General features: G+C 72.4%; 11 protein-coding genes. 3 read left to right on the plus strand and 8 right to left on the minus strand.

The features are described 5' to 3' along the window. Positions 1-76 precede the first annotated feature (76 nt). Positions 77-628, minus strand: coding sequence for a transcriptional regulator NrdR (gene nrdR, locus AB0F03_RS32095; RefSeq protein ID WP_361998566.1), 552 nt, complete (start codon positions 626-628; stop codon positions 77-79). 561 nt (positions 629-1,189) lie between these two features. Here nrdR and lexA point away from each other — a divergent pair. Continuing rightward, the gene (lexA, locus tag AB0F03_RS32100) at positions 1,190-1,969 is read left to right on the plus strand and encodes a transcriptional repressor LexA (protein ID WP_121786538.1); all 780 of its coding nucleotides are present in this window, start codon (positions 1,190-1,192) and stop codon (positions 1,967-1,969) included. A gap of 149 nt (positions 1,970-2,118) precedes the next feature. On the opposite strand, the gene AB0F03_RS32105 is transcribed toward lexA, so the two are convergent. From AB0F03_RS32105 to AB0F03_RS32135, 7 genes are all read right to left on the minus strand, one after another. Continuing rightward, positions 2,119-4,137: an ATP-dependent DNA helicase gene (locus tag AB0F03_RS32105; RefSeq protein WP_361998427.1), complete on the minus strand. Its 2,019-nt coding sequence runs from the start codon at positions 4,135-4,137 to the stop codon at positions 2,119-2,121. Positions 4,138-4,373: 236 nt separating this feature from the next. Continuing rightward, on the minus strand, positions 4,374-5,144 hold the full coding sequence (locus tag AB0F03_RS32110) for a GNAT family N-acetyltransferase (RefSeq protein ID WP_361998430.1): 771 nt from the start codon (positions 5,142-5,144) through the stop codon (positions 4,374-4,376). 110 nt (positions 5,145-5,254) lie between these two features. Further along, the gene (locus AB0F03_RS32115) at positions 5,255-7,207 is read right to left on the minus strand and encodes an IucA/IucC family protein (RefSeq protein WP_361998432.1); all 1,953 of its coding nucleotides are present in this window, start codon (positions 7,205-7,207) and stop codon (positions 5,255-5,257) included. Positions 7,208-7,440: 233 nt separating this feature from the next. Beyond that, on the minus strand, positions 7,441-8,997 hold the full coding sequence (locus tag AB0F03_RS32120) for a diaminobutyrate--2-oxoglutarate transaminase family protein (RefSeq protein ID WP_361998435.1): 1,557 nt from the start codon (positions 8,995-8,997) through the stop codon (positions 7,441-7,443). 806 nt (positions 8,998-9,803) lie between these two features. Next, on the minus strand, positions 9,804-10,556 hold the full coding sequence (locus AB0F03_RS32125) for a glucose 1-dehydrogenase (protein WP_361998438.1): 753 nt from the start codon (positions 10,554-10,556) through the stop codon (positions 9,804-9,806). 1 nt (position 10,557) lies between these two features. Then, on the minus strand, positions 10,558-11,256 hold the full coding sequence (locus AB0F03_RS32130) for an HAD family phosphatase (RefSeq protein ID WP_361998441.1): 699 nt from the start codon (positions 11,254-11,256) through the stop codon (positions 10,558-10,560). Between the two features lie 156 nt (positions 11,257-11,412). Beyond that, positions 11,413-12,081, minus strand: coding sequence for a ScbR family autoregulator-binding transcription factor (locus AB0F03_RS32135; RefSeq protein ID WP_361998444.1), 669 nt, complete (start codon positions 12,079-12,081; stop codon positions 11,413-11,415). A gap of 206 nt (positions 12,082-12,287) precedes the next feature. On the opposite strand from AB0F03_RS32135, the gene AB0F03_RS32140 reads away from it, so the two are divergent. Together AB0F03_RS32140 and AB0F03_RS32145 are read left to right on the plus strand one after the other, a co-directional pair. Continuing rightward, positions 12,288-13,244 carry a ScbA/BarX family gamma-butyrolactone biosynthesis protein gene (locus tag AB0F03_RS32140; RefSeq protein ID WP_361998447.1) on the plus strand — a complete coding sequence of 319 codons (957 nt, stop codon included), beginning with the start codon at positions 12,288-12,290 and terminating at the stop codon, positions 13,242-13,244. 176 nt (positions 13,245-13,420) lie between these two features. Continuing rightward, positions 13,421-14,644 carry a hypothetical protein gene (locus AB0F03_RS32145; RefSeq protein ID WP_361998450.1) on the plus strand — a complete coding sequence of 408 codons (1,224 nt, stop codon included), beginning with the start codon at positions 13,421-13,423 and terminating at the stop codon, positions 14,642-14,644. The last annotated feature ends 4 nt before the right edge of the window (positions 14,645-14,648 follow it).

The raw sequence follows: 14,648 nt of genomic DNA on the forward strand, positions 1-14,648 counted from the left end.
CTGCCGCCCGCAACAGGTCTTTGCCAGCCGCCTCCCGGCCGGAATCCGGGTCACCTCCCGGTGCCCGGGCCGCCGGTCAGTCGGCGGCGTGGGCGGGCGCCGGAACCTGGGTGGTCCCGCCGGGCCCGCAGTCTGCTTCCTGGCTCCCCGCTCCCGCGTCCTGGTCGTCCGCGGCGGGGCCTCGCGTGGTCTCCCTCAGCTCCGCGATCGCGGCCTCGAAGTCGTCGAGCGAGTCGAACGCCCGGTAGACGGAGGCGAACCGCAGATAGGCGACGAGGTCGAGTTCCTGCAAGGGGCCGAGTATGGCCAGGCCCACGTCGTGGGTCGTCAGCTCGGCGCTCCCGGTGGCGCGCACCGCCTCCTCGACCCGCTGGCCGAGCTGGGCGAGCGCGTCCTCGGTGACAGGCCGCCCCTGGCACGCCTTGCGCACGCCGTTGATGACCTTGGCGCGGCTGAACGGCTCGGTGACCCCCGACCGCTTGACCACCATGAGCGAGCACGTCTCCACGGTCGTGAAACGACGGGAGCAGTCGGGGCACTGGCGGCGCCTGCGGATCGACGTGCCGTCGTCGGTCGTACGACTGTCGACCACGCGGCTGTCGGGATGCCTACAGAAGGGGCAGTGCATGATCTCCAACCCTCCTCACAGCAGTCTCATTGACCTCGCCGGACCCACAGGCCCCGCGAAGCAGCCCTAAGCATAGGCGATCGCGAAGCACTCTCAGACCCGGGGGACCACAACTTGTGGGCTGCTGTAGCCACCCAACCACTAGATGTGGGGATTGACTCATACGACCAGGCAGACACGCGTGTCGCGGCGGAACGGCGGATCCGGGCATCGGCGGCGACCAGCCGGACACGCGCACGCATACCCGTGCCGTTGTGCCGCACACCGGGATAGCGTGGGCGCCGCACGGAGGGGACGTGGCACTCCGGCACAGAAGGGCCCCGGATCCCGGACCGCGGGGTTCCGGATGGCAGACTGGGGTCGCGGCCCACAAGGCCGGCGTCTCCGGCGGTGAAGAGTACAGCAATGGGCACTTTTGTCCGCCAGGTGTCGACCGAGCCATACACCCAGACACACGATCGCGTCACGTGAAACGCACTTTTTCACTCGAACGTGTGTTTGGCGCAACCTTTCGAAAGCAACTACCGTTGTGCAGCAGGGAGACCATCGAGAGGGGCCGCCGTGACCACCACCGCAGACAGTGCCACCATCACCGCCCAGGACCGCTCCCAGGGCCGAGTCGAGCCGGTGCACGTGATGAACGAAGTGACGAATCCCGAGGGACACAAGCGCTCCCTGCCGGGCCGACCTCCCGGCATCCGGGCGGACAGCTCCGGGCTCACCGACCGGCAGCGCCGGGTGATCGAGGTCATCAGGGACTCGGTGCAGCGGCGGGGCTACCCACCGTCGATGCGGGAGATCGGCCAGGCCGTCGGCCTGTCCAGCACGTCCTCGGTCGCCCACCAGCTGATGGCACTGGAGCGCAAGGGGTTCCTGCGCCGCGACCCGCACCGCCCGCGCGCGTACGAGGTGCGAGGCTCCGACCAGGCCGTGACCGTGCAGCCCACGGACACCGCCGGCAAGCCCGCCGCGTCGTACGTCCCGCTGGTCGGCCGTATCGCGGCCGGTGGCCCGATCCTCGCGGAGGAATCCGTCGAGGACGTCTTCCCTCTCCCCCGCCAGCTCGTCGGCGACGGCGAACTGTTCGTCCTCAAGGTCGTCGGTGACTCGATGATCGAGGCCGCGATCTGCGACGGTGACTGGGTGACCGTGCGCCGCCAGCCGGTCGCCGAGAACGGCGACATCGTGGCCGCCATGCTCGACGGCGAAGCCACCGTCAAGCGCTTCAAGCGCGAGGACGGCCACGTCTGGCTCCTCCCGCACAACGCCGCCTACGAGCCGATCCCCGGCGACGACGCGACGATCCTGGGCAAGGTCGTCGCAGTGCTGCGCCGCGTGTGACGAACGCGGCTGGCGGGCCCCGATGGCTCGCTCCCTGACCGGGCCCCGGAACCTCTGCGCCGGTTCCGGGGTCCTGCCCGTCCCGGGTGGCCGTACGGACGGCTGCCATCGTGGGGTGGTCCGACCGGCTCGGTCGGACCACCCCACGGTCACGTCGCCGCGTGCTCCGTCTCCGCCTGCTGGGTTGCGGCCTGCTGAGTCTCGGCCTGCTGCGCCGCCGCGTCGATCGCCGCCAGTGACCTGCGGACCTGGTTACGGTCCGTGGTGTACCAGAAGTCCGGCAGGGACGACTTCAGATAGCCGCCGTACCGCGCGGTGGCCAGCCGCTGGTCCAGTACGGCGACCACGCCCCGGTCGCCGGACGCCCGTACGAGACGGCCGGCGCCCTGCGCCATCAGCAGGGCGGCGTGTGTCGCGGCCACTGCCATGAACCCGTTGCCTCCCGCGTCCTCCACCGCCTTCTGGCGCGCGCTCATCAGCGGATCGTCGGGACGCGGGAACGGGATCTTGTCCATGACGACCAGCTGGCAGCTGGGTCCTGGGACGTCGACGCCCTGCCACAGCGACAGCGTGCCGAAGAGGCAGGTCTTCGGGTCGGCAGCGAAGTTCTTGATCAGTTCGCCGAGCGTCTCCTCGCCCTGGAGGAGGATGGGGAACTCGGGGATCCGGGAGCGCAGCTCCTCCGCGGCGAGCTGGGCGGCCCGCATGGACGAGAACAGGCCGAGGGTGCGACCGCCGGCCGCCTGGATCAGCTCGGTCAGCTCGTCCAGCATGTCGGGCCGGTCGCCGTCCCGCGCGGGGCGCGCCAGGTGCTTGGCGACATACAAGATGCCCTGTCTGCGGTAGTCGAAGGGCGAGCCGACGTCGACGCCCTTCCACTTCGGCAGGTCCTCGCCCTCCGCGCCCTCCGGCCCGAGCCCCAGGGAGGCCCCGACCCCGTTGAAGTCGCCGCCCAGCTTGAGCGTCGCCGAGGTGAGGACGACGGCACGGTCGGCGAAGAGCTTCTCCCTGAGCAGCCCCGACACCGACATGGGGGCGACCCTGAGGGAGGCGCCGAAACGGTCGTGCCGCTCGTACCAGACGACATCCCACTCCGAGCCGTTCACGACCCGTTCCGCCACGTCGTGCACCGACTCCACGGAGGCGAGCGCCTGCTTGCGGACCGCGTCCTCGTCCTGGACGGACTTGTCGCGTGTCGCACCGATCCCCGAGATGACCGTACGGGCGGCGTCGCGCAGCGCCATCAGGGCGTAGCCGAGGTCTTCCGGGATCTCCTCCAGGCGGCCCGGCAGCGCCAGCTCCATGAGCCGCTCGAAGCCCTCGGCGGCGGTCTGGAGCTGGTCGGCGGCCTTCTCGTTGACGAGCTTGGCGGCTCGGCGCACGGCGCGGTTGACCTGGCCGGGAGTGAGTTCGCCGGTGGCGACGCCGGTGACACGGGAGACGAGTTCGTGCGCCTCGTCCACGATCAGCACCTCGTGCTGGGGCAGCACCGGGGCGCCCTCGATGGCGTCGATCGCCAGCAGGGCGTGGTTGGTGACCACGACTTCGGCGAGCTTGGCGCGCTCGCGGGCCATCTCGGCGAAGCACTCGGCGCCGTACGCGCATTTCGACGCGCCCAGACACTCCCGCGACGACACCGACACCTGCGCCCAGGCGCGGTCCGAGACACCGGGGCTGAGATCGTCCCGGTCGCCGTCCTCGGTCTCGTCCGCCCAGTCCCGCAGCCGCAGCAGGTCCTGGCCCAGCTTGCTGGTGGGCGCGGCCGCCTCGAACTGGTCGAAGAGGCCCTCCTCCTCGTCCTGCGGCATGCCCTCGTGCAGCCGGTGCAGGCACAGGTAGTTCGACCGGCCCTTGAGCATCGCGAACTCCGGACGGCGGCGCAGCAGCGGGTGCAGGGCGTCGACCGTGCGCGGCAGGTCGCGCTCCACGAGCTGGCGCTGGAGGGCGAGTGTTGCCGTCGCGACGATCACCCGTTCTCCGTGGGCGAGCGCGGGCACGAGATAGCCCAGCGACTTTCCGGTGCCGGTGCCGGCCTGGACCAGCAGGTGGGATCCGTCGTCGATCGCCTCGGCGACCGCTTCGGCCATGGTGACCTGGCCGGGACGCTCCGTACCGCCGACGGCAGTGACGGCGGCATGCAGGAGTTCGGGGAGTGAGGGCTTCGTCATAGCCCGACCACCCTACGGCCCTGCACTGACAAACAGGGTCTCGTGACGGGGACAGGGGGCGGGATCACGACCGGGGCTCCTGGTGGTGGCGGGCGGCATCGTCGGGGTGGAACGGCAAGACGGGGCGCGAGGACGGGTCATTGAGGTGCGAGCGGTGAGGTGGGAGATTTTTTTCGCCGCGGGAACACCACGGGCCCGCCGTTCGTATCTCATGGTGAGCGCTCGATGACCGAGGGCTACAGGACATGGCGCAGAACCCGGTCCCGGATCATGAGCGCGGCCCGCTTGGCAGGCAGGTCGACCTCGGCCGCGTACCGGAAGCCCGCGCTCAGGAACGCGGCCACGGAGGGGGTGTTGCACAGGTCGGGTTCCGCTACGACACGTGCGCAGACGGGACGACGGTCGAGGATCAGGTCGGCCACGGATCGGAGCAGGACGGATCCCAGTCCCCGCCCGCGGTCGGCGGCATCACCGACGAGGAGGTGGATCCCCGTGTCGTGCGGACGGGCCGGGTAGTGCCGGGCCAGCGGGTCCAGGTCCGCGCGGTAGATCTCCCAGTAACTGATCGGGGTGCCGTTCAGTACGCCGAGGCACGGCACGCTGTGTCCGTCGCCGGCCAATTGGGTCCGCAGGTGGTCCTCCGTCCGGCTCGGGGGTCCGGCCAGTTCCCAGAAGGGGGCGACGGCGGGGTCGTTCATCCAGCGGTGGACGAGCGGCAGGTCGTGCTCGATGTGCACGGGCATGAGACGGAAGGTGCCGGCCGAGGTGGCGACCGGTCCCCAGGCGGAGGGCCGGTCGAGCAGGCCGACCGTCGTTCCGGCGCAGAAGGCGATGAAGTCGGCGGGCAGACGCAGGTCCAGCGTGTCCTCGCTGTCCGGGTCGTCGTCCTCGACGGTGAACCCGCGGAAGCGTGAGCTGCGGGGGGCCGCGGTGTCCGGTCCGGGGCCGGCGCAGCCCTGGTGGGCGGGGGCGGGGCTGATGGCGGCGCCGGTGTCGGTGGGAGGCACGGTGCGCTCCTCTCAGGAGACGAGGTGGGTCATGTTCCTCGGATGTGCGGGAAGACGGCGCGGCTCGCCCGGGGTGCGGTCCGCCCTGGGGGCGCCTTGGGGCGTCGGTCTCAGGAATGGAGGGGGTTGGCGATGGTGACGTAGACGGACTGGGTGTCGACCGGGCCGACGAGTTCGTCGAGACCGTGCAGCCGGGTCAGCAGATTGGCCTTGCAGCGCAGGACGGGTGAGTCGAGCAGGCGGCCGGGCAGGGAGGTGCGCAGCGGGGTGGGTCCCGTGGCGAGGTCGGTGAGGAAGCGGCGGAAGGCCGCGAGGAGCAGCCGCTCGTCGGCGAGGTGCTGGGAGCCGAAGGCGCCGATGAGGCCCAGCACGTTGTTGACGGCGAGGTAGTAGGCGAAGCGTTCGTCGGTGACCTCGTCGGTGACGAAGGTGTCGCTGTGCTCACCGATGCCGGGCAGCCGGGCGTCCAGTTCGGCTCGCCGGGACTCGCGGAAGTAGTACCCCTGGTTGTCGCGGTAGCGGCCACCGGCGGGCCAGCCGTCGCGGTCGAGCAGGAGCAGGGTGTTCTGCTGGTGGGCCTCCAGGGCGATGCCGGCCTCGCCGTCCAGCCAGAGCACGGGCCGGACGACGTGCTCCAGGTAACGGAGGAACCACTCGGTGGCGACGGCGCCGACCGGCCGGCCGGTGCGTGCGGCGAGCCGCCCGACGAGTCGTTCCAGCCGGGAGCGCATCGGCCAGGTCGCCTGTCCCCGCGAGGACGTGGTGGTCCGCTCGGCGGAGGGACGGGGTGAGACCAGTCCGGCGACGCAGCCGGCGTCGTCGGCCGGGGCGAACGGGTTGTGCCGGATCACCGCGTCGAGGCCCGGCACGGGCAGGCCGTCCGGGTCGTCGACGGCGAGCCAGGCGGGGTCGCGGACGATGTCGAAGCCGGGGTGCACGGCCTGCCACTGCTCGGCCAGGCCGGTGCGCAGCAGCCGGTGCACCTCGACTCCGCGGTGGAGTTCCTTGCGCAGGTTCTCTCGTCGGGAGTTGGTGATGCGCAGGCCCAGCGACAGCTTGAGCATCGCGGGGGCGCCGGACCGGTGGACGGTTCGTACGGAGGAGGTGGGGTGCCAGGGAGCGCCGAGCGGGCCGAGGTCGCGCAGGAGTCCTGAGTCGAGGAGTGCGGCGACGGACGGGCGGTGCCGTACCTCGCGGGCCTGCCAGGGGTGCAGCGGCAGGGCGGTGTAGCCGTCGGGCAGCGGGAGTCCGGTTCCGGCGAGACGCCGGACGAGATGGCCGGCCGGGACGGGACGGCCGCGTTCGGTCCAGGCGGAGTCGGTTGCGAGGAGGGAGGGAGCGACGGCCAGCCAGTGCAGGGGGAAGGAGCCGTGCAGCTCGGGTGAGTACCGGGCGGCCTCGGCCTCGGTCAGGCCTTCCCGGCTCTTCGGGGTCGGATGCAGCGGGTGGCCGAGGAGGAGGGACTGCTCGGCGCTGAGGAAGAGGTCGGGGGCGTCGGCGGGGTGGTCGCGCCGGTGGCGGATGAAGGCGGCGGTGCGGCGGACGGAGTCGGCCACTCGCGCCACCAGGTCGTCGTCGCCCGGGCCGACGGCGGTGTGCTGCGCGGTGCGGCTGGCGTTGCCCTGGTCATCGGCTGGTTCCCTGACGAGGAGTGCCGCGAGTGTGACGGCGTCGGCGGGCGGCGCGGTCTCGGGAGCGGCGGTGAAGCGGGGAGGGCCGAAGCGGTGGCAGCCCGTCGGGGACCAGTAGCGGACCGGCACGGTCAGGGCGGTGCCGCTGGCGGGCAGCGGGAGGTGGAGGCTGCCGGTCGTGGGGGCGGCGAGGCCGGTCTCGCGGACCCAGCAGCGCAGGAGGTTCTCCACGGCGGCGGCCTGGGCCGCGGTGCGGGGATCTGGGCTCTCCAGGGGATCGGCGCCGGGCTCGGTCCGTCGCGTGAGGTCCGCGTCCCGCCGCTTCTGCTGGGGGACCGACTCGGTGAGCGGTACCGGTGTGGCCGGGGCGCCGGAGCCTCCCGGTTCGTCGGGGGCGCCGGAGTGGCCGTCGGGGGTGGGTGTGGCGTTCATGACGGCTCCTCGGGGGCTGGAGGTGGGGTAGTGCGGCTGGGTCGGCCGGTCGCTCGGTCGCCGCGTCCCCTGGGGGTGGTTGCCGCAGCGGGTGGGCGAGGGGAGCGGGACGCGGACGAGAAGGCCGCGCGGTCGGTGCCGGCGGGCGGCGTCGGCCCGGATGTCCGGGAAGGGGACGGGGTGTCGGCGTGAGGGGTGGTGACGGGGGCTGCTGGGTGGGGCGCGGGTGGTGTTCAGCCCGCGCGCTCGGCGGGGCCGTGGCGGCCTTGGTGCTGTGGGCCGTGGGCCTGGTGCAGGCGGGCCACGGCCGCCACCGCGTCGGCCAGGCGGTCGAGTACGGCCGCCGCCTGTTCGTCACTGATCGTCAGTGGGGGGAGCAGCCGGACCACGGACGCGTGACGGCCACCGAGTTCGACGATCAGGCCGCGCTGGAGGCACTCGCGCTGGACGGCGGCGGCGAGTCGGGGCGCGGCGGGGTGCGGCGCGCGGGTGCGTTCCCGTCCGGCCGGTCCGGCGCCGCGCTCGCCGGGGTCGGGTCCGCGACCGGGAGCGAGTCCGTGCCCGGAGCCAAGGGCGGGTACGGAATCCGGATCAAGGGAGAGTCCGGAGTCGGGGGCGGGTCCGGAGTCAGGGGCGGATCCGTCGGCTTCGGGGTCGACCAGTTCCAGCCCGATCATCAGACCCCGGCCCCGCACCTCGCCCACGCAGGCGAACTCGTCGGCCAGGCCCCGGAGCCGGGACAGCATGCGGGAGCCCAGGGTGGCGGCGCGGTCGGCGAGGCCGTTCGCGCGGACGTGGGCGAGGGTGGCGGTGCCCGCGGCCATGGCGAGTTGGTTGCCGCGGAACGTGCCGGCGTGGGCGCCGGGCTGCCAGACGTCGAGGTCGTCGCGGTAGACGATCACGGCCAGGGGGAGGCTGCCGCCGATGGCCTTGGACAGGACCATGACGTCGGGGGTGATGCCGCTGTGGCCGACGGCCCAGAAGCTGCCCGTCCGGCCGACTCCGGTCTGGACCTCGTCGGCGATCAGCGGGATGGACCGGTCCGCCGTGAGCTGTCGCATGCGCCGCAGCCAGTCGTCCGGCGCGGGAAGGACGCCGCCCTCGCCCTGGACGGGTTCGACGATCATCCCGGCGGGCAGGGGGATGCCCGACTTGGGGTCGTCGAGGAGGGACTCGGTCCAGCGGGCGGCGAGTTCGGCGCCGCGCGGGCCGCCGACGCCGAAGGGGCAGCGGTAGTCCTGCGGGTAGGGCAAGCGGGCGACCCGGACGTCGGGGGCACCGCCGGAGACGGCCAGGGCGCCGGCGGTCATGCCGTGGTAGGCGCCGGTGAAGGCGAGCATGCCGGTGCGGCCGGTCGCGGCCCGCACCAGGGTGAGGGCGGCCTCGACGGCGTCGGTGCAGGCCGGTCCGCAGAACTGCACACGGGCACAGCCGGCGAGGCCGGGCGGAAGCGTGCGGAACAACTCCGTGACGAAGGCGTCCTTGACGGGGGTGGCCAGGTCGAGCACGGAGAGAGGGGCACCGGAGTCGAGGACCGCGCGGATCGCCTCCAGCACCACCGGATGGTTGTGGCCGAGCGCGAGGGCGCCGGCGCCGGAGAGGCAGTCGAGGTAACGGCGTCCGTCGGCGCCCTCGATGGTGAGCCCGCGCGCCCGGACGGGCACGATGGGCAGGGCGCGGGCATAGGTGCGCGCCGAGGACTCACGCGCCGACTGGCGTCTGAGGATTCCCTCGTGCACCGCCCGCGCTTGCCCGGGTGTGCCTCCTGCCACCGACTCCGTAACGGCCACGGCGCGTTGTCCTCCCCGCTGTCCAGAGGCGAGTTGATCCACGGGGACCGGGCGAAGCCGGCAGTCCCCCCACCGCCTACAACCGCGGACCGTTCAGCGGGTTACGGGTTGCGTCGAGATCGGTGCCGTGACTGCCGGAAGGCGTCGTGCCGCTGCGGTGCGGCGTCAGCGCCGTGCGGGGCGCGGTCCGGGGCCGGCCGGGCGAGGGATCGCCGTGAGGGGCCGGGACCGGCGGGCCGCCCGATCCTCTCGACCTGCTCGCCGAACCGATCCTCAGCACCGATCTTCCGTCGCCGGGCCGGCGCGGCGGTCGAGGGCGGGAACGCCTGGAACGCCGCCGTCCGCAGGGACCTGATGGCCGAGGGCAACGTCCTGCCGGCCCGCACGAAGGTACGGCGCCGGGAGGGGCTGATACAGGGGCACAGGTGCAGTTCGGCGAGCAGGTCGAGGGCCGGGTCGCGGGTGATGCGGGCAGCCGCGTACCGGGCCTGGGAGTCGGCAGGCGTCGGTCCCTTCGCCCGTACCCTCGCGGCCGAGGGCCGGCAGCGAGGCGGCGATTCCGCAGGCGTCGGAGCGGCGGGTGATCCGAAGGCGGGTGATCCGGAGGCGGGTTGCCAGGAGCGCGGTGCAGCCCTCGGCCTCATCGTCCGGCGGGGAGAGGTGGACGGCCTGCCGGCCCGGCGGGCTCATCCGGGCGCGGTCGCGTACCAGCGGGGTGCTGGAGGATGCCGGTGTCCGGCCGAACATGAGCAGGTCCCGCCCCCTCGGACCCCCGGCCGGCTCGGCCGGGCGCCGGCCGCGCCCGGTCAGACCGCCGTCCGGCCGCCGTCGACCGGCACCGCCGCGCCCGTCACGAAGGCCGCCCGGTCGCTGCACAGCCAGACCGCGGCCTGGGCGATCTCCTCGGGTGAGGCCATGCGCCGGCGGAGCGTGCGGGCCTCGAAGCGTTCCTCCAGCTCCCGTGACCCGCCGATGGCCTGGTCCATCATCTCGGTGCGCGTGCTGCCCACGACCAGCGCGTTGACCCGGATCCCGCGGTCGCCGTACTCGCGCGCGGCGGCCCGGCTCAGGCCGATCACCGCGTGTTTGGCGGCCACGTACGCGGCGGAGGCGCTGGAGGCCAGTACCCCGGCGACGCTGGAGGTGTTCACGACAGCTCCGCCGCCGGAGGCGAGCATCGCCGGGATCTGCCGGCGCAGGCAGTTCCAGACGCCGCGCACGTTGACGTCCATCGTGCGGGCGTAGTCCTCGTCGTCCATCTCCAGCAGGGGCGTGCCGACTGTGGCGTAACCGGCGTTGTTGAACGCCGCGTCGAGGCTGCCGAAGGTGTCGACGGCGGCCCGGACGGCCCGTTCGACGTCCTCGGGCGAGCAGACGTCACCTTCCGCCGCGAGCGCGCGTCCGCCCGCCGCGCGGATCTCCGCCACCAACTGTCCGAGGCGGTCCCCGCGCCGGGCCATGAGCACCACGGCGGCGCCCTCCTCGGCGAACAGCCGGGCGGCGGCGGCACCGATGCCGCTGGACGCACCGGTGATCATGGCCACCTTGCCGTCGAGCATGTCAGTCCCGCCAGACGGTGCCGAGCGCGGCTTCTTCGTCCAGGGTCCGCAGCAGTTCCTCGTCGACGGCGTCCAGGGAGTCCACGATGTGCCGCACCCCGGCCTCGTGCATCAGCTGCGGCTGGAAACTGTGCCGGAAGTCGGTGGGATGGCCGATGAAGGGCACGTTCAGCTCTCTGGCGGCACGGCCGACGTTCGCCACGTCGTCGATGAAGACGGCCTCGTCGTACTCGAGTCCGAAGTACTCGGTGACGATCTCGTGGATGCCGGGCCGGAACGCGTCGGTGCAGATGTACCCGGGGTGGTCGAAGAGGTCCGCGTGCGGGCCGAGGAACGTGTCGAAGTGGCCCTTGCCGAGGCCGCCGTAGCAGACGGTCCGCAGGCCGGCGGCGCGCAGCCGCCGCAGGAGTTCCACCGCGCCCTCGTTGAGCCGCACGGGGTGGGTCTCCACGTACTGCGCGCGTTCCCGGAAGTACAGCTCCAGCGCTCCTTCCGGGGTGACGGATCCGCCGATCGCCTCGGCCAGCAGCCGGCCGGCGACCGCGCGTGGCTGCGAGAAGATGCTGCGTTCCAGGTCGGCCGTGTAGGCGCAGCCCCGGTCGACCAGGAAGCGGTGGATGACCGGGCTGAAGGTGTCGTTGAGCAGGACACCGTCGATGTTGACCGCGGCCAGGCGGAGCCGGCTGAGCGTGTGGACCATGGGTTACTCCCCCTACGGTGGCGCGGACCCCGTCAGGTGCCCCAACAGCCCCGCGGGACAGACCTGTCGGGAGACAGGGCGTACGACGCGGGACACCTTACGTGCAGGTGCCCTGACGGCCGCGGGGGTGGGTGATCTTGCTCGGGGCGTGCCGGCTCAGCCGGTGGCACCGCCCGGGGCGCCGACGGGGGCCGGTGCTTGCTCGGCCGCCAGGGCTCGGGCGGGGTCGACCGCGGTGCGGGCGACCACGGCCGGCACGGCGACGCCCGGCAGCAGCAGCCGCCACATCCGCACCACCCGGTCGGACAGGTCGGCGCGGCCGGTCTCGGCCGCCGCGTACATCTGCATGCCGGTGCAGGCCTCGACGATCAGCTGGGCGAGTTCCCAGGGCTCGACACCGGCCTGGAGTTCCCCCTTGTCCCGGGCGTGGAGGAGACACTCCTCCATGATCTGGCTCCATGCCCGGTAGGGGCTGGAGTCGCGCATTCCGAAGGTCGCCTGCTCGCCGGTGAGCCGGACCCCGGCCCGCAACAGCGGGTCGGTCTGTAGCCGGCGTGCCCAGATCAGCGTGATGTCGACCAGGCGTTGCAGCCCCTGGGACTCCAGGTACGGCAGAATCGTGCCGGACTGGGCGTTCATCACGGCCTTGGCGAGGGCTTCCTTCGACTCGAAGTGGAAGTACAGGGCTCCCGCCGTGACCCCGGCCCTTTTGAGGATGCGGCTGATACTGGCGCCCGCGAAGCCGTACTCGTCGAACACCTCCGCCGCCGCGAGGATGAGCGCCCCGCGCGTCTGGATCGCCCGCTCCTGCCTGGGTTGCCCCACGACGTCCCCTCCTTGGTTCAAATAAAAACGTTCCCTACGGTGAACGGCATGGTGGGAATCACGCCGCCCCTCAGCCTTGCATGAGACCGGACACAGCCCCGTCGGCATATTTTATTTACCATCACTTGACTCAAAACAAAATGATCACTCTTTATGTTGTGGGCGCAGTCAGGTGGTAACCGACGTCCGCACCAAGGGGGATGCACATGCCGGCCATCACCAACCCGGAAGGGCGCAGCGCATCGGGGTGCACATCCATCTTCGACCGCATACCACGGGAGCTGGTCCACAAGCTGGCCGAATCCGAGGTGCTGCTGACGGGATGCCGGACGGTCGCGCCCGACACGTTCCTGGTCACCGCCCGCCGGCCCGCCGACCACTCCTTCTACGGCCCCGCCCACGGCCTCTTCGACCCGCTGTTCGCAGCGGAATCGATTCGCCAGGCGGTCCCGCTGCTCAGCCACGCCGCCTACGACGCGCCGTTCGGGCACCGCCAGTCCTGGGACCGTTACCGGCAGACACTCTTCCTCGCCGCTCTGACCAGCGGCGCGACGGCGGCCGACACAGAGCTGCACATCTCCTGCACCGACGTGGTGCGCCGAGCCGGACGGCTGGCCTCGGCCACCATGCGGGTCGGCCTGGTCCGCGACGGCCTGCCGCTCGGCACCGCGGAGCTGGCCTTCCACAACCACCCGCCCGCCATCTACCGGCGGCTGCGCGGCCGTTACGCCGACCTCGAGCGGGCCACCGCGCAAGCCGTGCCCGCCGCGCCCCCGGTGACGCCCGGTGAGGTCGCGCGCCGGCGGTCCGCCGACGTCGTCCTGTCGGCCACCGGGGAGCCCGGCCGCAGCCGGCTGCGGGTGGACCTGTCCCACCCGGTCCTCTTCGACCACCCGGTGGACCACGTTCCCGGCATGCTGCTGCTGGAGGCCGCGCGGCAGGCCGCGCACCGGGCCGCGCATCCCGAGCCGATGGTGATGACCGGCCTGGAAGCCGGCTTCAGGCGCTACGTCGAGCTGGACGCGCCGTGCTGGATCGAGACCGCCCGGGAACCGTCCGGCGCCGCCGGACAGCGGGTGCGCGTCACGGCCGTGCAGCGCGACGAGACCCTGTTCACCTCCGTCGTCACGCTCACCCCCCGCCTGGTGAGCACGCAGACGTAGCAGGTCAGGCGGCTTGTAGCCGAACCGTTGCCGTCCCGCCGGAACTCCCCCGCGGCGACCGCATAGGGTGTGATGCCGTTCCGCAAGGACACGGCCCGGCATGAACTCCACCCAGGGGGCAGGCCGGTTGCACGTCCTCATCGCCGAGTTCCTTCACAGCAGGGGGAGTCAGAAGCATGCGATCCATACGGCCGTCGTTCACCGTTCGGCGGGGGAGGGTCCCGCACCGGACCTCCCGCGCGTTGACGGCGGTCGCCCTCGCCTCGGCGCTGGCGATGACCGCCACGGCCTGCGGCGCGGACGACAACGCCGACGGCAAGCCCTCCGCGGGCGCGACCGCGGGCGGCTCCGGCGACGGCAGACTCAGGATCCCGGACGACCTCAGGCAGAGGCTCAAGGAGCACGGGATCGACATCGACAAGTGGAAGAACGGCGCCTGGAAGAACTGGAACAAGCAGGACTGGCTGCGCGAGGCCGATGACTTCGTCAACCCGATGATCAAGGGCCTGTGGAACCCGGACCGTATGCGGGGCGCCGACGACCCCGACAAGGGCGTCGACGACAACGACATCTCCGGTGACCAGGGCGTGACGGACCCGGCGCCGCAGCCCGTGCGGGCGCAAACGGTCGCCCCGCCGTACCACAGCAACGCGGCCACCTCGGGCAAGCTGCTCTTCGACGCCCCCGACGGCACCATGGTCTGTTCGGCGACGGTCGTGACGGACCCCGCGCACCCGGGCAAGTCCGACCTCGTCTGGACGGCCGGCCACTGTGTGCACGCCGGCAAGAAGGGTGGCTGGTACCGCAACATCGCCTTCGTGCCGTCGTACAACGACCAGGGCAGGTCGGCCGCCGAGCTGGAGAACGCCGGCCGCTCCGAGGTCGCCCCGTACGGCGTCTGGTGGGCCGACGCGGCGAAGACCTCGCAGCAGTGGATCAGCGAGGGCGGTGCGACGGGCGGCAACGGCGCCTCGTACGACTTCGCCGTCATCCACGTGACCCCGGAGCGGGGCAGCAGCGGCAAGTCGCTGGAGGAGACCGTCGGCGGGGCGCTGCCGGTCGACTTCGACGCGCCGGCCGTGCCGAAGGTGCAGAGCCTGACCGCGTCCGGGTATCCGGCGGCGGCGCCGTACGACGGTCAGCTGCTGTACCAGTGCCAGGACCGGCCGGGCCGGCTGTCCATGGACCGGTCCGACCCCACGATGTACCGGATCGGCTGCACGATGACCGGTGGCTCCTCCGGCGGCGGCTGGGTGGAGACGGGCGCCGACGGCAAGCCGGCGCTGGTGTCCAACACGTCCATCGGCCCGGTGAGCTCGGGCTGGCTGGCCGGCCCCCGGCTGGGCGACGTGGCCAAGGGCGTGTACGACTCGGTGAGCAAGCAGTTCGCCGGCCGGTAACCGG

It is taken from the genome of Streptomyces sp. NPDC028722 (assembly GCF_040637655.1).
Taxonomy (GTDB): Bacteria; Actinomycetota; Actinomycetes; order Streptomycetales; family Streptomycetaceae; genus Streptomyces.

Excerpts from the sequence above, each read along its gene's own strand:
- AB0F03_RS32105 (WP_361998427.1), bottom strand. The coding sequence starts at position 4,137 with ATGACGAAGCCCTCACTCCCCGAACTCCTGCATGCCGCCGTCACTGCC.
- nrdR (WP_361998566.1), bottom strand. The coding sequence starts at position 628 with ATGCACTGCCCCTTCTGTAGGCATCCCGACAGCCGCGTGGTCGACAGT.
- AB0F03_RS32145 (WP_361998450.1), top strand. The coding sequence starts at position 13,421 with ATGCGATCCATACGGCCGTCGTTCACCGTTCGGCGGGGGAGGGTCCCG.
- AB0F03_RS32125 (WP_361998438.1), bottom strand. The coding sequence starts at position 10,556 with ATGCTCGACGGCAAGGTGGCCATGATCACCGGTGCGTCCAGCGGCATC.
- AB0F03_RS32115 (WP_361998432.1), bottom strand. The coding sequence starts at position 7,207 with ATGAACGCCACACCCACCCCCGACGGCCACTCCGGCGCCCCCGACGAA.
- AB0F03_RS32130 (WP_361998441.1), bottom strand. The coding sequence starts at position 11,256 with ATGGTCCACACGCTCAGCCGGCTCCGCCTGGCCGCGGTCAACATCGAC.
- AB0F03_RS32140 (WP_361998447.1), top strand. The coding sequence starts at position 12,288 with ATGCCGGCCATCACCAACCCGGAAGGGCGCAGCGCATCGGGGTGCACA.